This is a genomic window from Anaerolineaceae bacterium oral taxon 439 (assembly GCA_001717545.1).
Classification (GTDB): Bacteria; Chloroflexota; Anaerolineae; order Anaerolineales; family Anaerolineaceae; genus Flexilinea.
In genome coordinates this window covers 2595400-2617688 of the sequence record CP017039.1, presented here as the reverse complement: position 1 = coordinate 2617688, position 22289 = coordinate 2595400, and the positions used below count along the sequence as shown (strand labels likewise).

The 22289-nt window shown below is 57.9% G+C and carries 15 protein-coding genes; 12 read left to right on the top strand and 3 right to left on the bottom strand.

Features of this window, described 5'->3' with window-relative positions; all coding sequences use genetic code 11:
- Positions 1 to 14: 14 nt before the first annotated feature.
- The gene (locus BEQ56_11565; GenBank protein AOH44053.1) at positions 15 to 482 is read right to left on the bottom strand and encodes a hypothetical protein; all 468 of its coding nucleotides are present in this window, start codon (positions 480 to 482) and stop codon (positions 15 to 17) included.
- Between the two features lie 84 nt (positions 483 to 566).
- Here BEQ56_11565 and BEQ56_11560 point away from each other — a divergent pair, with 84 nt between their 5' ends.
- The 6 genes from BEQ56_11560 to BEQ56_11535 all read left to right on the top strand — a co-directional run bounded on the left by BEQ56_11560 (position 567) and on the right by BEQ56_11535 (position 10795).
- Positions 567 to 2486 (top strand): hypothetical protein, encoded by a 1920-nt coding sequence (locus BEQ56_11560; protein AOH44052.1) that lies wholly within the window; start codon positions 567 to 569, stop codon positions 2484 to 2486.
- A gap of 18 nt (positions 2487 to 2504) precedes the next feature.
- Entirely contained in the window at positions 2505 to 5033 is a 2529-nt protein-coding gene (locus BEQ56_11555; GenBank protein AOH44051.1) for a primosomal protein N', read from the top strand.
- A gap of 32 nt (positions 5034 to 5065) precedes the next feature.
- Entirely contained in the window at positions 5066 to 6415 is a 1350-nt protein-coding gene (locus BEQ56_11550) for a hypothetical protein (GenBank protein ID AOH44050.1), read from the top strand.
- 66 nt (positions 6416 to 6481) lie between these two features.
- Positions 6482 to 7324 (top strand): hypothetical protein, encoded by an 843-nt coding sequence (locus tag BEQ56_11545; protein AOH44049.1) that lies wholly within the window; start codon positions 6482 to 6484, stop codon positions 7322 to 7324.
- Between the two features lie 172 nt (positions 7325 to 7496).
- On the top strand, positions 7497 to 8753 hold the full coding sequence (locus BEQ56_11540; GenBank protein AOH44048.1) for a hypothetical protein: 1257 nt from the start codon (positions 7497 to 7499) through the stop codon (positions 8751 to 8753).
- 95 nt (positions 8754 to 8848) lie between these two features.
- Positions 8849 to 10795 carry a hypothetical protein gene (locus tag BEQ56_11535; protein ID AOH44047.1) on the top strand — a complete coding sequence of 649 codons (1947 nt, stop codon included), beginning with the start codon at positions 8849 to 8851 and terminating at the stop codon, positions 10793 to 10795.
- Between the two features lie 80 nt (positions 10796 to 10875).
- Here the strand turns inward: BEQ56_11535 and BEQ56_11530 are convergent, their stop codons facing one another.
- Positions 10876 to 11424 carry a hypothetical protein gene (locus BEQ56_11530; GenBank protein AOH44046.1) on the bottom strand — a complete coding sequence of 183 codons (549 nt, stop codon included), beginning with the start codon at positions 11422 to 11424 and terminating at the stop codon, positions 10876 to 10878.
- 602 nt (positions 11425 to 12026) lie between these two features.
- Entirely contained in the window at positions 12027 to 13334 is a 1308-nt protein-coding gene (locus tag BEQ56_11525; protein AOH44531.1) for a phosphopyruvate hydratase, read from the bottom strand.
- A 204-nt stretch (positions 13335 to 13538) separates the two neighbouring features.
- Here BEQ56_11525 and BEQ56_11520 point away from each other — a divergent pair, with 204 nt between their 5' ends.
- The 6 genes from BEQ56_11520 (at position 13539) to BEQ56_11495 (ending at position 22071) form a co-directional block, all read left to right on the top strand.
- Positions 13539 to 14888, top strand: coding sequence for a hypothetical protein (locus BEQ56_11520; GenBank protein AOH44045.1), 1350 nt, complete (start codon positions 13539 to 13541; stop codon positions 14886 to 14888).
- A 49-nt stretch (positions 14889 to 14937) separates the two neighbouring features.
- Positions 14938 to 17133, top strand: a complete 2196-nt coding sequence (locus BEQ56_11515; GenBank protein ID AOH44044.1) for a hypothetical protein — start codon at positions 14938 to 14940, stop codon at positions 17131 to 17133.
- Positions 17130 to 19091, top strand: coding sequence for a hypothetical protein (locus BEQ56_11510; protein ID AOH44043.1), 1962 nt, complete (start codon positions 17130 to 17132; stop codon positions 19089 to 19091). The genes BEQ56_11515 and BEQ56_11510 overlap by 4 nt, the downstream gene beginning before the upstream one ends.
- Before the next feature lie 23 nt (positions 19092 to 19114).
- Complete coding sequence (locus tag BEQ56_11505; GenBank protein AOH44042.1) at positions 19115 to 20341, top strand: hypothetical protein; 1227 nt, start codon at positions 19115 to 19117, stop codon at positions 20339 to 20341.
- Positions 20342 to 20488: 147 nt separating this feature from the next.
- The gene (locus tag BEQ56_11500; GenBank protein AOH44041.1) at positions 20489 to 21325 is read left to right on the top strand and encodes an amino acid ABC transporter permease; all 837 of its coding nucleotides are present in this window, start codon (positions 20489 to 20491) and stop codon (positions 21323 to 21325) included.
- Entirely contained in the window at positions 21325 to 22071 is a 747-nt protein-coding gene (locus BEQ56_11495) for a peptide ABC transporter ATP-binding protein (protein ID AOH44040.1), read from the top strand. Before BEQ56_11500 ends, BEQ56_11495 begins: the two co-directional genes overlap by 1 nt.
- The last annotated feature ends 218 nt before the right edge of the window (positions 22072 to 22289 follow it).

Here is a 22289-nt window from a genome sequence, read left to right as displayed (position 1 = left end):
TCTGTAAAAGCGTGTTATATGGCGTGATGTTCACATGTTTCAACGTTCAGATTTGCGCCGCATTCCTGGCAAAGTCCCTTGCAGTTTTTGTCGCAGAGCGGCTTGATCGGGATTTCCATCGTCATGAACTCGTCTACAAGCGGGAAGAGGTCGATATTTCCGTTTTCGGGGAGGAAATTATCGGCGTCCTGATTCTGCCGCAGGTTGGGGAGCGCGAACAGTTCGTCAAATTCGACGGTTAAATGCTGCGTATACGGCGTCAGGCAGCGGACGCAGTCGATTTCCGTATCTCCTTCGCAATTCATCTGCACAAGGATCCCCTGCTGGACGCGACTCAGTCGCGCAGTCCCTTTAAAGTTTTCGACCTGGAAATCAGCGTCAATTTCAAGATGCGGCGTTTCAAAATCAACGTCGCGATAAGTTCCGACCGCTTGATTTAAGAGGTAACCGACGTTGATTCGTAAAAAATCTTTGTTGTTCATCTCAATCCTCCCAATAAGCATGATACTGCCATTATACCAACTGCGGGGTTTCGCTTTCGTCCTTCGTTGCAGTAAAATTATCTCATGGGTCTGAACGAACTGTTCTCGATATCGCAGCGTCGTCCGCCGACGCTGCGGCGAATTGCGCTGCTTTCAGGGATCGAGGGGATCCTGGCGATCGTTTTGAGCGTTTGGACGCGGTCTGAGCGCGGGAGCGCCGTTCTGTTCGGGTTGTCGCGTGAACGGCTGCTGATCGTCGCGCTGATGATCGCCGCTGACGCCGGCTGGTTTGGCGTATCCGTTTTCGCGGATCGGATCGAGCGCAGCCTGCGTACGTCCCATGCGCTTCGGGTTGCGGCAAACGCCGCCCGGCTGCTGGCATGGGGATTCTTCTGGCTGACGGCGGCGCTGTTTTTTTTCGCGGCCGGCCCGGCGCATGCGCTGGACGGGACGGCGCGATCGATCGCTGCGCGTTTGGGCCCGCTGCTGGTTTGGATCGTGCTGCTGGCGGCTCAGCTCTCGCTGTACCTCGGACGGTTGGGAGCTGGAGGGGATCGAGACAGACCGGCTTTGCGATGGAGCGGAATCTGTCTTTTCCTGCTCATCTTTGCGGCCGGGTTCATGTATTATGATTCGATTGACTGGGGCCGCCGGTTGTTTCATGCGGGCGTAACGTTTCTTCCGGCTCCGATGTTCGCGGGACTGCTGGCGCTGACGCACGTGTCCAGGGGAAAGGGGAACCGGGTTCCGGATTGGCTCGTATCTTTTCTGACCGACGCGTTTATCTTTGCGCTGACGTTCGCTTCTTTCCGGCTGACCGCTTATTGGGTGATCCGGACCGATACGCCGGCGAAGGCGTACTGGGGTGAATTGGCGGACGCGTTCCTGAAGGGAAGGCTGTATCTGGAAAATCCGCTGACGAATCATGATCTGACCCTGTTCCAGGGGCGCTGGTACGTTCCAAATCCGCCGATGCCTGCGCTCGTCCTGATTCCGTTCGTCGCCTGGCTTGGTTTGGATGGCGTGAATATGACCGTCGTTTCGGCGCTGGTTGGCGCGCTGAACGTCCTGATCCTGATCTGGACGGTACGCGCGGCGATCCGAGCAGGATTTTTCGATCTGAGCGATGCCGCGATTTTCTGGCTGGCGGTTGCTTTCGCGCTTGGCACGAATAATCCCTGGCTCGTTACGCTGGGGCAGATGTGGTTTGTCGCCCAATTGATGACCGTCTGTTTTATCGGGTTGTCCTGTCTGGCGACGCTGCGCGGCGGCTCTCCATGGCTGATCGGCGCGATGCTCGGCTGCGCGATGCTCTGCCGCCCGAACGTTTTCCCGACAGCTTTTTTTCTCGCCGGGATCATGCTCGCGCGGATGTACGCGCGCGGGGCGTTTACGCTTAGGACGTTTCCTCTGCGGGCGTTTGTTTGCTGGTCGGTTCAGGCCGCGATTCCGGTCGTTCTCTCGGTCGCGCTGTTGCTGGCGTATAATTGGCTGCGGTTTGGCGATGGGCTTGATTTCGGGTACGTGACGATTAATGGCGCTCCTTTCATCGTTGAAGCCGCCCGTCGGTACGGCATGTTCCATCCGCATTTCCTTCCGACGAATTGGCGCGTAATGATAACGGCGCTGCCGCGCGTCGGGATAGACGGCGGATCGGTTTATTTTCGGCCGGGAATCGCGGGGTACTCGATCTTTATCATGACGCCGCCGATCGTTTACGCTTTCCGGCGCGGAGACGTTCCGTCCGGAAAACGCGTCCGGACCGATATCTGGCGCGTTGGCGCCTGGATTTCGATCCTGCTTTCGGTTGGAATGCTGCTGCTGTATCATAATACCGGGGCGGAGCAGATCGGGTACCGCTACCTGATGGATTTTGTCTTCCCGCTTTTTCTCCTGATGGCGGCGGGAATGCGCGGTCGGGCATCCTGGTTTTTTATCCTCTTGACGATTGTCGGGATGTTGGTCAACGCATTGTCGCTGTATTGGTGGTATTTTCTCCGCTGAACGGGAAATGGCCGAGGAATGAAATTGGATCGCGCTGCGAATGAAGTGAAATCCCGGGACGGAAGAAGGATCGCGAAGGTTCTGACCGCGATTCCGCGGGGCGAGGGGGTCTTTGATTACGCGGTTCCCGAATCGCTTCGTGACCGGGCGGCGCTGGGAAGTCTCGTCGCGGTTCCGCTCGGCGGCGATTATATTCAGGGAATGATCATCGGTTTCGCGGCTTCGAGCGAGATTGACCGGCTGAAAGAGGTTCTTTTCCTGATCGATGAGGCTCCGATTGTTACTGCGGCCCAGTTGAAATTAGGGTTTGCCCTTGCGAAATGGACGCTTTCTCCGTTGTCCGCCTGCATGAATGTGGTGATGCCCGAGAAGATTCGGCGCTTATCCGAAGCGTTCCTTGAAATCCCGCCCGAGATCCTCGACGCGGAGCCTCTTCAGGGGCGCGTTTTCGAGGATTCCCTCGATCCATCGGCGCCGATCGGCGATCGCGTTTTCTGCAGGCTCGCCGAACTTCAACGTGCGACCGGCGCCGCGGTTCCGGAAAAAGCGCTGACGGCTGAATTTCCGTTCGAGGCTGAGCTGGGTAAAGTCATTGGCCGCCTGATCCGGTCGGGGAAAGTTGCGCGCCGGTTGGCTTTGAAAAGGCCGCAGGATAAGAAAAGGACGGTCAAAGGCGTTCGGCTTACGGAAGCGGGGCGGGCCTTCGCCGGGGAGCGGAAGGGGCGGCTGGCGAAATCCGAACCGGCTCAAACGCGGCGCTGTGAAATTGTAACCTGGCTGCGGAATCAGGATTCCCCGGCGCAGGCGGCGGAGGCGATTCATGCCTGCGGCGGGAGTACGGCTGATCTGACGGCGCTCTGTAAGCTGGGGCTGGCGGAAATCGTCGAGCTTGACGTCGCCCGGGAATATACGGAGACGCTCCCTGAGAAGTATCCGGCTCCGTCGGATATCCGGCTGACGGAGGAGCAGGCGGCCGCGGTCGCCGCGATTTCTTATCGGCTGCGAGGTGGAGATGGCGACGGCGCAGCGCTGATTCAGGGCGTTACTGGTTCCGGGAAGACCGAGGTCTATTTGCGCGCTGCCGGCGAGGCGATCGCGCTCGGAAAGCAGGTCCTGGTCCTGGTTCCGGAAATCGCCCTGACGCCGCAGCTCGCCGCACGTTTCCGCGCCCGGTTCCCGGGGCAGGTCGCAGTTTATCATTCGAAATTATCTGAAGGTCAGCGGTTCGACGCCTGGAACGCGGGACGATCCGGGCGTGCCCGCGTTATCGTCGGGACGCGTTCCGCCTTCGCCGTTCCGTTACCGGATTTGGGCCTGATCCTGATGGACGAGTGCCATGACGATTCGTATTATCAATCAGAAAGCGCGCCGTATTTCTCGGCGGGCCCACTGGCGGTCGCTTACGGGAAAATTGCCGGCGCGGCCGTCGTTTTCGGCTCGGCAACACCGACGGTCGCGCAGCGGTACAAGGCGGAGCGGTCCGGTTGGACTTTTTTGCGGATGACGGCGCGTCCCGGGCTGGCGACCGTCCCAGAGGCGACCGTTGTCGATCTTCGAGAGGAGCTTAAGGACGGGAATCGATCGCTTTTCAGCCGGGAATTGGTCGGCGCGGTGAACCGGACGCTTTCCGCGGGGCGTCAGTCGATCCTGTTCATGAACCGGCGCGGCTCGTTTTCTTATACGTTTTGCGCTGCCTGCGGCGAGGCGTTCAAGTGCCCGAAATGCGACCTGAATCTCACGCTGCATCAGTCGACCGGGCGGCTGGAATGCCATTTCTGCGGCTACAAGGCCGCGGTTCCCGACGTCTGTCCGCATTGCGGATCGACGGAGATCAATCGGTTCAGCGCTGGCATTGAACAGGTCGAGCTTCTCGCGAAAGAGACCTTCCCGCAGGCACGGATTTTGCGCATGGATTCGGATATGACCGGGCGAAAAGGCGCGGTCGAGGAGATTCTGTCGCGTTTCATGAACCGGGAGGCGGACATGTTGATCGGAACGCGGATGGTTTCGAAGGGGCTCGACTTACCCGACGTCGCGCTCGTCGGCGTCGTTCTCGCGGAGATTGGCGGCGGGCTGCTGGATTATCGCGTCGATGAGCAGATCTATCAGCTCATGACGCAGGTTATCGGACGCGCCGGGCGGGGAAAAACCCCCGGTCGCGCCGTACTGCAAACGTATCAGCCGGAGCGTTATTCGTTGGCTGCGGCGGTCGCGGGCGACGCCGACGCGTTCTATACGCAGGAGCTGGCGTATCGACGCAGGTTGGGGTACCCGCCGTTTTCGAGAATGGCGCGTGTTTTGATCATCAGCGGAAGCCCGGAGCGGGCTCAGTCCCGCTGTCTTCGCGTAGCGGCGGAGCTCCGAAACGTCATCGCGCAGCGCGGCGGAGAAATTCGCCTGATCGGTCCGACACCCTGTTTTTATCAGAAGCTGAACGATCGTTACCGCTGGCAGGTTGTCCTGCGCGGAGCGCGGATCGCCGATACGCTGCGTGGGTTTAATTTCGGCGATGCGCGTTTTGAAATGGACCCGGTCTCGCTGCTGTAGGCGGGCGGGAGGATAGGATATCAGGAGAAATCATGAATAAAAAGAGAATCGATTCTTTCGGCTTTTCAGGCTTTCGCTTCCGGCGCGCCGAATGGGCGCTGGTACTCGCTGCGGCGGTTCTTTTCACATGTGCGGCGGCTTTTCCGGCGTGCGCGGCGGATGACGCAGTGCCGCCCGCGGACGAAACGATCTGGGTCCCTGTTTTTGAAGATTCGATCGCGGAGCCGGAAAACTTCGCGCTTCCGTTAGGCGATATGCAGGAGGCCGGCGTTACGATCAGCCGCAGCCTGGCTGACGGCGCGTACCGGTGGACGATCCAGTCTGCGGACAGGAAATATAGTCTGGCTGCGATTCCAAACCTGACGATCCCGGCCGATTACCAGCTGAAGATTGAAATGGATGTGCAGATGCCGGCGTTTGAGCCTTACGCCTGTTCCGGGGTTGTATTCGCCGAAAAGGCGGGCTCATTTTACAACTTCATGGCCTGTTCGGATCGGACGTACGCGCTGTTTCGGAACGAGGCGGGCGATTGGCGCGAGCTGATCCCGTTTACGCCGTTTACTTCGGTCGATCCCGGCGACATGATTCCGGTTCAGATTCAGGTCCGCGGCGCGTGGGCGGATTTCCTGATCGCGGGCGATTTTGTCGATGCCTTCCGGGTTGGGAATTCGGATGGTAATATTGGCCTCTTCGCTCAGCCGATCGGAACGGATCCGGCGACGATCGATTTCCGTCGCCTCAGCGTTTCCGTCTCGCCGCAGCCCGTCGCCGCGGAGGCAGCTCCCGGCGGGGGCGTTCCGGACGACCTGTCGCGATCGCTGCGGATGCTTTACCTGAAAGGGCGGATCCCAAGCGTCGAAGGGCGCTTTTACCCGATCGAGGGGAAAACGCTGACGTTGGCGAATATGGGCTATTTCGATCAGGCAATGTTTGATCATCACGCATTTGACGCGATGGTCCAGGCGAAGATTAAGTTCAAATCGGCGTACGATCATCCGGATTTTCCACATGCGGGCTGCGGCTTTACGATTCGACGCATCGATGCGTCGAACTATGTCCAGGCGTTTATCGCGCTTGACGGGCTGATTTACCTTCAGGGAGTTCGGAACGGGAGCTTCGCTCCGATTATTCAGTATTCCTATGGGACCTGGTCGTTAGAGGGCGAAGCGCTGCTGACGCTGATCGCGGTTGACAATAAGCTGACCGTCATGTACAACGGACGGCTGATGGGGACGGTTACCGACGCCTCCTGGTTCATGAAGGGCGACGCCGGCCTCACGGTTTTTTCCGGGACCAATTTCGATTATGGGCAATCCTGCGAATTCAGCGATATTCAGTATTTCGTTTTTGACGCTGAGGATTCCGGCGCTTCGGGCAGTTAGCGATAAACTTACGGTTCGGTTCGGACTGAAAGACTTTTTGATTCGGCTTGGACAGGAAGAGGCTGCATGCGCGTCAGCGAGGGGCAAGGGGAGCGGGGCGTCATCGAAAGAAGCGAATATCCGAATACGTTTGAAAGTATTCGGACCGGCTTGAAATCGATCGGGCTGACGAATGGAGACGTCGTCATCGTTCATTCGTCCCTCTCGAAGATCGGTTGGACGGTCGGCGGCGAACGGACGGTGATCGACGCGCTGCTGTCGATAGTCGGCGGGAGCGGGACGGTTGTCATGCCGGCGCAATCGAGCGACAACAGCGACCCCGGCCAATGGCGAAATCCTCCTGTTCCGAACGATTGGTTTGAGACGATCTGTCGGGAGATGCCGCCCTTTGATAAGGAGCGCACCCCAACTCGCGGGGTTGGACGTATTCCCGAGCTTTTCCGCGTTTATCCCAAAACCCGCCGTTCGAACCATCCGCAGGCTTCGTTCACGGCCAACGGGAAATACAGCAGCCAGATTCTTGAAACCCATGTCCTGACGCCTGCGTTTGGCATGGATAGTCCGCTTGGGGCGCTGTACCGGCTGAACGCGCAGGCGTTGATGATTGGGGTTTCGTATGAATGCTGTACCGCGCTGCATTTAGCCGAAGTCTTATCCGGCCGGACCGGAACGACGCGCTCCGGTTGCGCGATGATTAAAGATGGAAAGCGAGAATGGGTCTGGTTTGAGGAGCCGGATTGGTATTCCGCCGATTTCCCTGCGTTGGGGGCGGATTTTGAATCTGAAACGGGCGCAGTCCTCAACGGGCGGATCGGCGCGGCGGAAAGTAAACTGGTCCCCGTTCGCTTGCTGGTCGATTACGCGAAAGATTGGATGGAAACGAATCGGAAGAAGATGGGGATTATCTGAAAAAAAGTCATCCGCCCGAAACGGCGTTGATCCCAATTCCATGGTCAGGCTTCCCGTAAATTTCTGGAGAAGCGCTGCGATGAGCGAGAACCTATGAAAATTCACAGGTTCTTTTTTTCCCTCCTTCCCGTTACGGTTAATCGAAAACAACTCAGAATCAGCGGAGGGTACGATGAGCGAACAATCATTGGTTCGGCGGCTTCTGGCGCGCGTTTTCGGCGAAACGACCGGCGGAGCGTTTTCGGAGACGGAGGATTTTGCGGCCTGCCCGCGGGGAACGTCGGGTCATCCCGACGGGTTGGACGGAAATTCCGGATATATGGCGTCGTTAAGAGCCTGGTACGAGAATCCGTTGGCCCGGCGGATCGTCTCGCTGACGACGCAGTACGTCGTCGGGCGCGGCGTCGCGTTTCAGGTATCCGACCCGGAGACGGAACGTTTTTTGCGAAGCTTCTGGAACCATCCGCTCAATCAACTCGATCGCCGTGTCGCGGACTGGTCGGACGAGCTGGCGCGGAGCGGAAATCTATTTTTGCGGCTGACGACCGACGCGGGCGGGCAGACATATATTCGCGCGGTTCCGGCGGCGGCGATTGTCCGGATCGATACGCTTCCGAATGATGCCGAGACGGCGGTCGCTTACGAAATCCGCGCCGGTTCGGGCGCGTTCGACGGCCCCGTCGGATATCGGACGGAACGCGTCGCCGCCGCCGATCGGACGCTTCCGACCGCTGCGGACGCGATTTATCATGTCGCGGTAAATCGGCCGGTCGGGACGGTCTGGGGCAGCTCTGATCTGGTTCCGGTGATCAAATGGATCCGCCGTTATTCCGGATGGCTCGAGGATCGCGCGCGGCTGAACCGCTATCGAAACAGTTTTCTTTTCGTCGTCAAATCGAGACTGGCCAGCGAGGCCCAGCGGACGCTGCGTCAGAAAGCGCTCAACGCGCAGCCGCCTTCCCCTGGATCGATTCTGGTCACGACGGAGCAGGAGGACTGGTCGGTCCTTTCGCCCCGGCTTGAAAGCCATGAAGCCGGGGAGGATGGGATCGCGCTGAAAAAGATGATCGCGGTTGGCGCCGGCGTCCCGCTGCATTTTCTCGCGGAGCCCGAATCGGAGAATAAAGCCTCGGCGGAGGCGTCGGGCGGGTCAGCCTATCGCGGCTATGAACAACGGCAGCAGTTTTTCCTCGATCAGCTTCGCGAACTTCTGGCGCATGTCGTTTCGCGGGCGGCGCTGGCGAACCGGCGCGTTGATCCTGACGCGGAAATCCGCATGATTGGCGCGGATATCAACGCCAGCGACAACCTGCGCGCCAGTCAGGCGGGTTGGAACGCGGTCCGGACGATGCAGGCGCTGAGAGCGGAGACGAGGGTCGACGAAGACGAATTCCGTCGCATCGTTTATCGATTTCTTGGCGAAAGCTGAGCGTGTTTCCCTTTTTCCGCTTTTCTCCAGACTGGCATAACAATTGCACAGAAAAAGAAACAGGACTTTATTGGCTGAGCTTGTGGAACACCCACATGGAGAAATGGAGTGAAAGCGGAATGAACCATATTGAAATAAGACGCTTCGGAGTTCGTCAACTCTGGATTGGGCTGCTGATCTGTATCGGCGTTTTCGCTGTGCTCGGCGTTCGAGCCGTTCGGGCTGCCGAGATCGAATGCAGCGCGGTGAACTATTGTGAAACTGAAATAGACCTGTCGGATCAGAAAGCGCCGATCGTCTATGACGGTACCGGAAATTGGCTTGACGCGTTTGAAAAATATTTTGACGCGGACGTTTTCCTCGTTTCCGGCTCGGGAAAAAAGCCCGTTTCCGACGCCGCGCTGATTTTCGCCTGCTCTGTTGACGGCGTCGCTTTCGACAGCTGTCAGGCGGGGCAGTTTATCGAGCCGGGAACGTATACGCTGCGCGTATCCGTCGAGGAAGATACGGAACGGTTCTACTTACCGGTTTATTGCGATACGAAAGTGACGATCTCGGAATCGGCCGCCGACGATCGACTGACGATTGCCTACCGAGCCGACGGAGCGGAATCCGGGACGGCCGTTGAAGACTGGACGGAATATCGCCGAGGCGATAAGGCGGTTATTTCAGGGAACTTCGGGATCGCTTCGGACGGGAGTCCGGATCCGCTGGTCAGGAGCGGTTTCGTAATCACCGGTTGGCGGGAGGCCGGCGGCCGGACGTACGGGATCGGCGAGGAAATTGTCATGGAAAATTCGATCGAGCTGACGCCGATCTGGACATCGGAAGCGGCGGCCCTTTCCGCTCCGGTGGCTTCGTTTGCTGCGGCTGAGCCGACGCAGACGGCTCCGGGCGCTGGTTCGAATAACGTTGACGAGACGCTTCTCGCGAAAGCGGCGACGTTTTATCCAGTTCGCGCCGATGGAGGGAAGAGCGAGCCGATCCTGCTCGCCGGCGCGAAGGCGTTGACGTCTGGTATGGACGGAATTCAAACCTGGAACCCGCATGTCCTGGATGGCTTTTACGCGCCGGACGGGAGCGAGGTTTCGTTGGCTCTTGGAAATCCGATCCCCTCTGAGCCGGATTCTGCCGCTGAAATGGTCGCGGAGTCGATGGACGCGGACGCTGCGACAGGAACCGAAGACTCGGCGTATGATGGGGCGGACGCGCCGGCGAGCCTGTCTGAGGCGCTGCCCGATGCTCTTACCGAATCGCCGTTTGACGCAATGCCGCTGCCCGAGGAAGATTTCGCGGGCTCCGGTGCGGCGAAGTTCCCCGATGCGGCTGCGGAAACGCCGGCTGAAACGTTGCCGATCGAAACGGCGCCGGATTCGGCTCCGCAGTTGGTTTCAGAGCGAACCTCGGCGTTGCCCGCTGATACGGACCCAGTCGCTGGCGCGGATGCCGGTCACGCCGTTCAGGCGAAGCTGCCGCTGGCTGCTGCTCCCGTTCCTGGTCTGGTTCCCAACGATCATAACGTTCCGTTTGATCCGGGCGATAAGTTCGTGGTCATTCCGCAAACGGGTTTTGCGCGTTTGAATAACGCCCCGGCGATGGCGCTGCCGTCGACCGGAATGCAGCTGGAGCTGCCGATTGCGAATATCACGGCTGAAATCGTCGTCGTTCCGTTCGCGGAAAATACCTGGGACGTCAGCTCGCTGCGTTCGCAGGTCGGCGTCCTGGAGGGGTTCGATCTTCCCGGCGACGGGGTTTCGATCTTGGCGGGACATAATCATTTGGGTCCGGATCAGGCGGGGCCGTTCCTGACGATCGGGACGCTGGAAACCGGCGACCGGATCTTCGTCCGGAAGGGCGATGGGACGATCCTGACGTTTGAAGTGTATGAAAACCGGCTGGTTGCGCCGGACGAATTTGAGACGATCGAAACGCTGACGGTTCCGAATCCGGGATCGATCGTGCTGGTGACCTGCGAAAATGAATCGCTGGACGGCGGATATACCGATCGCCGTGCGATTTTCGCCAGGCCGGTCGACGGATAAAGCGAACGGATGGCATGAGGAAAGAGAAGAGAGGGCCTGAACGCAAGGCCCTCTCATGATTTATCCTGACCCGGCGGAAACTACGCGTCTTTGGAAACGCTTTGATCCGTGTTCCGGGTTTCTTTCAGGACGCGGTCGATCGTTTCTTCGATTATAACGCTGTCGACTTCCTCTGCCTCATCGTTATTTTTCGGCTGAAGCGCGTTTTCGATCGCCGATTTCGCCTGTTTCGCGGCGCTGAGGATCGCCTCCCGGCTTCCGTCGAGGCCTTTCTCAAGACCGGCGCGGAGCTCCGTCCCGTTTTGGTTGACCCATTTCATGAAACCGTCGTGCGTATCGCCGAATGGAAGACCGGCTTTCCGGTATTCCGCGTAAATCCGTTCGTAGATCGCCGCCTTGGTTCTCCTGCGAACTGGTTCGGTCGATTCTTTGGCTTTTTCAAACCAGTCGCCGATCTGATCGCCGAGGTGATTAATCCCAACGGAAAGATCGTCGACGAAATCCCCGATTTTATCAGGGGAATTTCGGTATTTTTCAAACGCTTCGCTGTCCATGATCGAATTGGCGACCTGTTCGCTGCCTTCGATAATCGCTTCGCGGACTTCCTTGATAATTTTTTCGATATCCATATTTCTTCTCCTTCGGTTGGATTTCGCTAGCTTAATTCTATCCGGTTTGCGCGCTGAGGGGACGGGATTCACTGTTTCTTTATTAGATATACGATGAATTCAGAAGAAGGTTTCAAAATCTGGGCTTCGGTTCGCGCCTCCTGATACGCCTTATTCCTTACGGGCTTTAATAAATTCCCCGATCAGCGCCGCTCTCAAGTCTATTTCAGCGCGTTCTTCCTCTGTAAGTTTGTCGATGATATAGTCATTTCAATTGTCGCCGATCGGTGAATTGTAAATAATATCTTCGGTCTTTCTTTTATATTATTAAGGTTTCTGATGCGGGTTGCTGTCCCCGTCTATCTCTGTAAAAACTATCCCATATATCTCATAGTCTTTCGCTGGGAATTATGCTCCGAAGTTATTGATTTGGCCGGGAAAACAGCGACCGATAAAATCGCAGTTCATTAAATCAACCGCATATAATGGAAATAAAATGATATAAAATAAACTGGCGAATCGCCGCTCAACAATAGAACGGGATTCGCCAGCAATTTCAAACGAATTTTTAATTCAGCGCGAGACATTTTACGATGGCCGCGCTGCGCCCGCGCATGGCGGATTTACTTATTGGCCCGGAAAGCGAGCGCGTTCCAACCGGCGTAAACGGCGGCGTCGCCCAGCTCTTCTTCGATCCGAAGCAGCTGGTTGTATTTCGCGACACGGTCCGACCGGGCAGGAGCGCCGGTCTTGATCTGGCCCATGTTGAGCGCAACCGACAGGTCGGCGATCGTGCTGTCTTCGGTTTCGCCGGAGCGATGCGACGTGACCGCGCGCCATCCGTTGCGCTGGCAGGTTTCAACGGATTCGATCGTTTCGGTCAGCGAACCGATCTGGTTGAACTTGACAAGGAGCGCGTTGGCGGCGGATTCTTTGATCGCACGGCGGACGCGTTCCGGATTGGTCACGAGGAGATCGTCGCCGACGATCTGGAGGCGGTCCCCGGCTTCAGCGACCAGCTTTTTCCATCCGTCCCAGTCGTCCTGCGCCAGGCCGTCTTCAATCGAGACGATCGGATACTTGTCGATCCAGTTCTTCCAGAACGCGACCATCTCGTCGCTGGAAAGCATTTTGCCTTCTTTGCGCAGGTTGTAGCGTTTTGTTTCTTCGTCGTAGAGTTCGGAGCTGGCGGGGTCGAGCGCGATCGCGACGTCGACGCCGGCCTTGTATCCAGCCTTCTCGATCGCTTCAAGGATCACTTCGACGGCTTCTTCGTTCGTCTTCAACGCAGGGGCGTATCCGCCTTCGTCGCCGACGAGCGTCGTGTAGCCGCGGCTCTTGAGAACGGCTTTGAGCTTATGATAGATTTCCGCGCCCCAGCGGAGCCCTTCGGCGAAGGATTCAGCGCCAAACGGCATGACCATGAATTCCTGGAAGTCAGTCGACTGCCAGCCGGTATGCGCGCCGCCGTTAAGAATATTCATCATCGGAACCGGGAGCGTATGCGCCCAGACGCCGCCGATATAGCGGTAGAGCGGTAATCCTAACGAGTTGGCCGCCGCTTTCGCGACCGCGAGCGAGGTCCCTAAAATCGCGTTCGCGCCCAGTTTCCCTTTATTTTTCGTTCCGTCCAGATCGATCATCATGCGGTCGATTTCGATCTGATCCGTCGCGTCCATTCCGATCAATTCGTCGGCGATTTCGTTATTAACGTTTTCGACGGCTTTCAGCGTCCCTTTACCGCCATAGCGTTCTTTATCGTCGTCGCGAAGCTCCAACGCTTCATGAATACCGGTCGAAGCGCCTGACGGAACGGCGGCGCGGCCATAATTACCGTCGGCCAAAACGACTTCAACTTCAACCGTCGGGTTGCCCCGTGAATCGAGGACTTCTCGTCCGTATACCTGTTCGATAATTGTTTCCATGTGAATTTCCTTTTTTCTTAGCCGGCAAGGAGCCAAACGTTTTAATCAATTATAGTCGATTTATTGCCGCTGCGAGCCAACTCCCGGCTGGCCTTTGGTACATTGCCGGAAACTCCGGACGCCGAGATTTCAGGCAGCCTCCGCTTGGAACGTATTCTGCAATGATAAAATTAGCATGAGAGGGTATTGAAGGAAGGAACGCGGGGACTGATGGGGCAGACTTGTTATAATTGCTTTTCCGGAATAAACGGGGCGAATCCGTGTCCGGTCTGCGGTTATGATAACGCGGCGGAAGGGGACCGCGGAATGGCGCTTCCGCTGGGAACGATCCTTCACGACGGGTTTTTCGTCGGCAGGGTCCTTGGTCAGGGTGGCTTCGGAATTACCTATCTGGGATACGAGCTGCATTCCAAACGCCGTATCGCGATTAAAGAATACTTCCCGAGCGGTTCGGTTCTTCGGGCCGGGAGCCGCGTTCAGCCGACAAACCCGGATAACGGCGCGTTCTTCCGACGCGGGCTGGAGCTTTTTAATAAGGAAGCGCAGATTCTTTCCCGACTCAGCGGTCAGCCAAATATCGTCGACGTTATTTCGTTTTTCTTTGAGAATAATACCGGTTATTTCGTGATGGAATTCCTTGAAGGAAACTCGCTGAAGGATTATTTAGCGATTCGCGGCGGGCGGATCTCGTTTCAGGAAGCGTTGACGCTGTTGCTGCCGACAATGGAAGCGCTTGACACGGTCCATCATGAAGGCATGCTTCATCGCGATATCGCGCCGGATAACATTTTTATCACGTCGGATGGCGTTGCGAAGCTGATCGATTTCGGCGCGGCGCGTTTTCGCCGCGAGGATGAGACGAAGAGCGTCCGAACGATCGTCAAGCCTGGGTACGCTCCGATGGAGCAGTATACCAGCCAGGCGGCTCAGGGGCCCTGGAGCGACGTTTACGCGATGGGAGCGACGATTTATCGGGCGATTACCGGAATTACCCCGCTCGACGCGCCGACGCGGGCGATGAACGACGAGCTGCGTTCCCCTGCGCAGCTGGGCTGCCAGCTTCCGAATAACGCCGATTACGCAATCATGCGCGCGTTGTCGCCGAGGATCGTTTTTCGCTTCGCCTCGATCGCGGAGTTTATCGCCGCGCTGACGAAGCCGGACGCGCTTTATGAATCGGAAAATGTCCAGAAGCTCATCCTGAATTCGCGCCCGAGCGGCGATCTCTCGATTTTCGGAATGACGGAGCGTTATCGGCTCCGGGCGACGGAAATTTCGCCGACAAAGACGCTGAATCCAGAGGCGAGCTGGCTGACGACGATGCGCGATCAGTATGACCAGACGACGGGCGATGATCCTGAAATTCCGGGACCGCCGCCTTCGGAAAGTCCGAAACGAAAGATCGAGGATATCTGGTTTCTGGCAGCGCTGATTATTTGCGCGGTGCTGCTCTTTTTGATTATTTTCGGAATTTTCAGGAACTATTCCCAGCGATGGATCATCTCAGGGCTTCGGCTCCCGCTTCCTGGCGTCATGAGCGGAGCGCGGTTTGGGAGCTGATGGATCGTGGAATCGGGTTGCCTGATTTTCGAACGGAAACGGAGCTTTCATGAAACAACTCATTCAAAACATGCGCAGCGGTTCTATTCTTGTCAAGGACGTACCGATTCCGCGTCCGGGAAAGGGTTTCGCTTTGGTGAGGACGACGTTCTCGCTCGTGTCCGCTGGGACGGAACGAACGACGTCTGAATTTGCCGAGAAAAATCTGGCCGCAAAAGCGATCGCGCGTCCGGACCTCGTAAAACAGGTTCTGGAGAAAACGAAACGCGAGGGCCTGCTTCCAACGCTCGAATCAGCGTTTAACCGTCTGGATCAGCCGATGTTCCCCGGATATTCATCGGCGGGCGTGATCGTCGCCGTCGGGCCTGAGCTGAAAGGGTTCAGTGTCGGCGATCGGGTTGCCTGCGGCGGGGGATCTTACGCGGTTCACGCGGAATACGAACTCGTTCCGAAAAATTTACTCGTAAAGCTTCCCGATACCGTTTCGGACGAAGCGGCGGCGTTTACGACGTTGGGCGCGGTCGCGATGCATGGCTTCCGGCTGTCGGAGGCAAGGCTCGACGAATCGGTTCTGGTGATCGGGCTGGGGCTGCTCGGCCTGTTAACGGTTCAGATTGCCAAAGCGGCCGGCTGCGTGACGCTGGGGATCGATATCTCTGAAGCGCGAATCGCGCTGGCGAAAGAGTTGGGTGCGGACGCCTGCCATAATGACGCAGTGAAAGCGAAAGCGGCGGAGCTCGTCGGCGCGCGCGGTTTTGATCATGTGCTGATCTGCGCCGGGTCGAAGGAAAGTGACCTGATCGCGCTGGCGGGGGAACTCTGCCGGGATCGCGGGACGGTCGTTTCGATCGGCGCGGTCGGGCTGAATATTCCGCGGAAGATTTACTATGAAAAGGAAATCCGTTTTACCGTTTCGCGTTCCTACGGTCCGGGCCGGTACGACGCCGCGTATGAGGAAAAGGGGCAGGATTATCCGATCGGGTACGTTCGCTGGACGGAAGGCCGGAACATGGAAAGTTTCGTTTCGCTCCTCGCGCGCGGCGCGGTTCGAACCGAACCGCTCATTTCGCATCGCATCCCGATCGAGGAGGGCGTCCGTGCGTATGATCTTATTAAAGGAAAGAGCGGCGAACCGTATTTGGGCGTCCTTCTTCAATATGAGCCGACGGCGAAGGAGCCGGGCGCGGCGGAGGCGGTCGCGCTCCGTTCGGATATCGCGCCAGGTCCGGTTTCGGTCGGCGTGATCGGGGCCGGCAATTATGCAAACGCGACCTTTTTGCCGATGATGCGGCTCGAGGGCGCGCCGGTGACGCTGACGTCGATCGCGTCGGAACGCGGAGGAACGGCGCGGGAGGCCGGCGAGAAATTCGGTTTTTCAAAGGTCGCCGCGGACGCTGACGCCGTGATTCAGGATCCGGACGTTAACGCGGTCGTGATCCTCACGCGTCATCATGCGCATAGCGGATTGACGGTGCGCGCGCTGAACGCCGGAAAACATGTTTACTGTGAAAAGCCGCTGGCGCTGACGATCGACGAACTGCGTTCCGTGTACCTGGCGGCGGCGCAGAATCCGGACCAGCTTCTCATGGTCGGATATAATCGCCGCTTTGCGCCGCTGGCTGAAAAAATGAAATCGTTTCTGGCTGAAAGCGGCGAACCGCTGGCGATCAACTATATCGTCAACGCCGGTTTTCTCCCGGGGAATCACTGGACGCAGGACCCGGAAATTGGCGGCGGGCGGATTATCGGCGAAGCCTGCCACATGATCGATTTCCTGACTTACCTGACCGGGGCGCTTCCGCTCTCGGTTCAGGCTCTGGCGCTTCCGAATTCAGGGCGTTATCAGGACGATAACGCCGCGATTCAAATCGCGCTCGCCGACGGATCGTTTGGAACGATTCAGTACCTGGCCAACGGCGACCGATCCTGCATGAAAGAGCGGATCGAGGCTTTCAGCGGCGGGCGAATCGCGATTCTCAGCGATTTCCGTGAATTGGATACCTGGAACGCTGGCGAGATGAAAAAAACGAAAGCTGGGCTCCGGATGGACAAAGGGCATAGCCGTTCCTGGAAAGCGTTCGTCGATGCGGCTGTGAACGGCGGGGCAGCGCCGATTCCGCTGGACGAAATCTTCACGGCGTCGCTCGCGAGCTTTGCGGCGGTTGAATCGATCCGTCAAAAAGACGGTATTCAGGTTCCGGCGGTCGAAAGTCTTTCGGAAATTAGCCTGAACGGCGGCGAATGAATCTTCGGACCGGGGTAAAAATCCTTTGCGCGCTTGGGTCGCGAAAGCTTTTTCATTATTTTCGCTACCGCCTGACGCTGTGGAGCGGGCTGGCGCGGCTTCGTGAGGAGCGAGCCGGGAAAGCGATCGATTCTTCGCTTGGCGCGGCTCGGTTTGTTCCGCTCGCTGGTTTCGATTTTTCCGCGATTCGAGCGCTCGCGAGTCCGAATCGGGCGCGCGCGATCGATTCGGCTGACGAAATCGCCGCCGGCTTTTATCGGCCCTATCGGACCGGGGCGCGGACGCCGCTGCTTTTTTCCGTGTTTTGCCCCGATCAACATTGGAGCCGGGTTCAGGCGCCGCGGGACGGCGACGTCAAGGATCTTTGGGAAGCCGCGCGGTTCAGCTGGGCGGAAGATTTAGCGCGCGGATGGACGCTGACGTCTGACGTTCGTTATCCGACGGCGTTCGGAGCGATCCTGAACGGATTCCTTCAAGGAAATCCGCCGTTTAACGGAATTCAGGCGCTTTCGGCGCAGGAAACCGCGCTGCGCCTGATCCAGGTTGCGCTGACGGTTTCAGTTTTCAGCGCAGGGCGGGAGCCTTTCCCCGATCCGGTTCTGGAACGAATGGCGCGCTGCACGGCGGAACGGATCCTGACGACGCGCGATTACGCAATTGCGCAGAATAATAACCACTGGCTCTCGGAAGCGGCGGGGCTGATGACCGCCGGCGCGATTTTCCCGGACGGGAGCCGAAGCGAGCGCTATTTCCGAACCGGCTGGCGCGATTTTCAATCCGCCCTCAAGGCGCAGCTCCTTCCCGACGGCGAATACGTTCAATACAGCGCGAATTATCATCGTTTCGCGCTTCAACTGGTCCTCTGGGTGAATTTCCTGCTGCAGCAGCGCGGCATGACCTGGCCGATGGAATTGATTTTGCCGCTGCGGCGGTCGATCCGAAAACTGTCCGCCGAGGTCGATTCATGGTCCGGAGGCGCGAATAACGTGGGTCATAACGATGGCGCGCTGCTTTTTGCGTTTGGTTCCCCGTTCGGCGATTACCGTCCGACGCTTCAGGCCTGCGCGCGGGTTTTTTTCGGTCGGCCTTTTTTCGCCCCCGGTCCATGGGACGAGCTGGGCGTCTGGCTCCGGGCGCAGCCGCTCCCTGAAAGCCTGATCGGCGTTGAATTCCCGGTTTCTTATCTGGATCGGACGGCGTTAAGGCTGGAGCGGGCGGACGGATGGGCGAGTTTACGCGCGGTAGCCTTTCGACGCGATCGCCCGGCGCAGTCTGACCAGCTTCACGTATCCATCTGGGCGCAGGGAAAGCCGATCGTTCTGGACCCCGGGACCTACCGCTATAACGGCGCGGCGGGTTTTGAGAACCGCTTGAAGCTTGCCTCGCTGCATAACGGACTCGTGATCGACGATATCGAGCCGATGACCGACGCGGGGAAATTCCTTTGGCTGGACTGGCGTTCGGCGCGGATTTTAGAAGCCGGAACCGCGACCGTCATGGCGGAGCATTTCGCGTATCGTTCCATGGGCGCGACGGCGAAGCGGCGGCTCAGCCGCGCCGATACGGGCTGGCTCGTCGAAGACAGTGTCCGTTCGGATTCGAACGCCGTACGGACCGCGCGGATCAATTGGCTTTTACCCGAAGCGCCGGTGGAGTTCCTGATCGAGAACGGGAAAATCCGTGCGCGATTCGCGGCGTTTTCTCTTTGTCTCTGCGTCGAGGGCGAGCGCGTTTTGGGAATTGGGGCGACGCTTCTTCGTGGAGGGAAGGTTTTCCGTGAAATTGGCGCCGTTCGTCCGATCCCATGGGAAGCGGCGGCGCTGATGGGATGGTTTTCCCCGGTTTACGCGACGCTCCTTCCGGCGGTTTCGCTCGTCTTCACGGTCGCCGCAAGCGGAAGGTTTACGCTCAGGTCGGATTTTCGGCTTGACGTTCGCCCGCGGCGGGAGAACGGATAAAGAGGTCGAAGCGGAGAAAGACAATGCATCTTCTGTTGATTCATCAGGCGTTCGTGACGACCGGCGAGGCCGGCGGAACGCGGCATATCGAATTGGCGCGCTGGCTGATTCGGCGCGGATACCGGCTCACGGTGATTACTTCCCCGGTCAGCTATCTGACCGGCGAGGCGAAGCGCGGGACGGATACGCCTCGCGAAGAGACGGTCGATCGAATCCGGATCCTGTACGCTCCGACTTCATCCGGACTGCACCGGGGGTTCGTTCAGCGGCTGTTTGCGTTTTTTTCGTTCATGTTCTCATCGTATCGCCTCGCGTTGTCGGTCGCGGACGTTGACGTCGTATGGGGAACGTCCCCGAACCTGTTTCAGGCGCTTTCGGCCTGGGCGGCGGCGCGGCGGAAACGGGCGCGGTTCCTTCTCGAAATCCGCGACCTGTGGCCTGATTTCGCGATTGGGATGGGTGTGCTGAAAAATCCTGTCCTGATCTGGGGCGCGCGGCTTCTGGAACGTTTCCTGTATCGGAAGGCGGACAGGATCATTGTCAATTCCCCCGGCTTCATTCCGCATGTTCAGCGGTTGAGCGGGAAAACGCCGGCGCTTGTCCCGAATGCCGCGGATGTGGAGATGTTTACTGCTGACGAAAACGTAGACTTGGCTGGAACCGCTTCCTGGCGGAAGGAGAACGAATTTGTCGTCATGTATACCGGGGCGCACGGGCCGGCGAACGATCTCGATATTGCGCTGGCCGCCGCGCGGATCCTCAGGGACCGCGGAGCGGCGATTCGTTTCGTTTTCGTCGGGAGCGGGAAAGAAAAAGCGCGATTAGTCGCGCTGTCGGAGGCGTTGAAGCTTGCGAACGTGACCTTCCTTCCGCCGGTTTCGAAAGCGGAAATTAAAAACCTGATTGCTGCGGCTGACGCCGGGCTGGCGATTTTAAAGGCAATTCCCGAATTTACGACGACTTATCCGAATAAGGTTTTCGACTTCATGGCGGCTGGAAAACCGGTCCTCTGCCAGATTGACGGCGTGATCCGGGACGTCGTCGAACGCTATGACGCCGGCATATTCGTATCGCCGGGTTGCGCGGAAGCGTTGGCCGACGCAGCGTCCGAACTGGCGGCCGATCGTGAGCGCGGACGGCGAATGGGGCGGAACGGGAGAGAAGCGATCCGAAACGACTTCTCCCGGGAAAAAACTGCAATGAAATTTGAAGCCGAGCTTGACGCGCTCTCGGCGGATCTTCGCGGGTAAAATCATGCGCGCGTTCCGAAAACCGATCTACCCAAGCCGGTATATGTTAAAATTTGCGTTGATCCATTCCCGGACGGTGAAATCAGATTTTAAGCGGCGCGGCGCGATTGACGCCGATCCTGACCGCATGATGGAGAATGATTGAAAATGAGCAATGAATCGAAAAAAGAAGCGAGCGAGCCGATTTCCGGCAAGATCGCGAAACTCCCGCAGGCTGGCGAGCTCTCTGCGATCGACGCGTGGTGGGGCCTGGTCGCCGTCGTATTTGCCCTGATCCTGTTGCTGGTGATCTTTCGGCCCGATCCGTACGGACGAATTTTAACCTTCGTTCAGGACGGAATTGTCGTGACGATTTTTATAACGATTACGACGTTTGCCCTGACGATGATTCTGGGATTGATCTGCGGTCTGGGGCGCGTATCGAAGAACCGGGTGATCTACGGGGTCACTTCGGTTTACGTTGAGATTATCCGCGGAATTCCGCTGCTGGTTCAGTTGCTGGTCTGGTACTTTGCGGTTCCGGCCCTGATCGTTCAGGTCGGGAACGCGATTCATTTCCGTCCGTTTCAGCAGTACCTCGCTAATCCGATTGTCATGGCGATTGTCGGGATTTCGATCTGCTACGCCGCGTACATGGCGGAAATCGTTCGCGCCGGAATTGAGGCGCTGCCAACGGGGCAGATGGAAGCGGCGCGGTCGCTGGGAATGACCAAGTCGCAATCGATGCGGTATGTGATCCTGCCGCAGGCGTACCGTTCGATCATGCCGACGATCGGCAACGAGTTTATCGCGCTCCTGAAGGACTCTTCGTTGATTTCGGTCGTCTCAGTCGCGGATCTGACGCGGCGCGGGCGGGAATTTCTCTCGTTCAGCTCTCGTCCGATTGAAACTTACCTGATGATGGCGCTGTTGTACTTGTTGATGACGCTGATCTCGGCGCGGATCGCCAGGATCGTCGAAAATAAGACGAAATTGGAGAAATAATGATGGAAAAAACGGCTGACCCTGTTATCCGTATTCGCGACGTTTATAAATATTTTAAAAACGACGTTCAGGCGCTTCGCGGCGTGTCGCTTGATATTTATCCGGGCGAAGTCGTCATGATCATCGGCCCGTCCGGATCGGGAAAATCGACGCTTCTTCGAAGTATCAACCGGCTCGAAAAGATCGACGAGGGGGATATTCTCGTCGATAACCGTTCGGTTGTGCATGACTGGGATATCAATCGGCTGCGGATGAAGGTCGGAATGGTCTTTCAGCAGTTTAATCTCTTTCCACATCTGAGCGTCCTGGAGAACGTCGCGCTGGCGCAGAAAATCGTTCTCGGCCGGTCGGCGGAAGAGGCTGAGAAGAAAGCGCTGGCGCTATTGGATAAAGTCGGGATCTACGAGAAGGCGTCCGCGTTCCCCCTTCAGCTTTCCGGCGGTCAGCAGCAGCGCGTCGCGATCGCCCGGGCGTTGGCGATGGATCCGGAGATCATGCTGTTCGACGAACCGACGAGCGCGCTCGATCCGGAGATGATCCAGGAGGTCCTTGAAGTCATGGTCCGGCTGGCGAACGATGGGATGACGATGGTTGTCGTGTCGCATGAAATGGGCTTCGCGCGGCAGGCGGCGGATCGCTGCGTGCTGATGGATTCCGGAAAAATCGTTGAGGAAGGCCCGCGCGGCGAGCTGTTTACCAATCCAAAAGAGGAGCGGACGAAAATATTCTTGAGTAAAATTCTGTAACCTGGTTTCCCGATTTCAGGGAACCAGGGTGCTTGTCTTTGGCGGCGTGGACTGCGCCGCTGTCTGTATTTGTCGCATCTTACGAAAAATCTGTTTTTCTCTTCCACCGCCTTCTCGAACGCATCTTCGCCGGGACGGTCAACGCCGATCAGGCGGACGGCTGATCGGGGGATCGCGAAAAAAGCGCGAAGATTCAGGAATGATGGTAAGATAGCGAT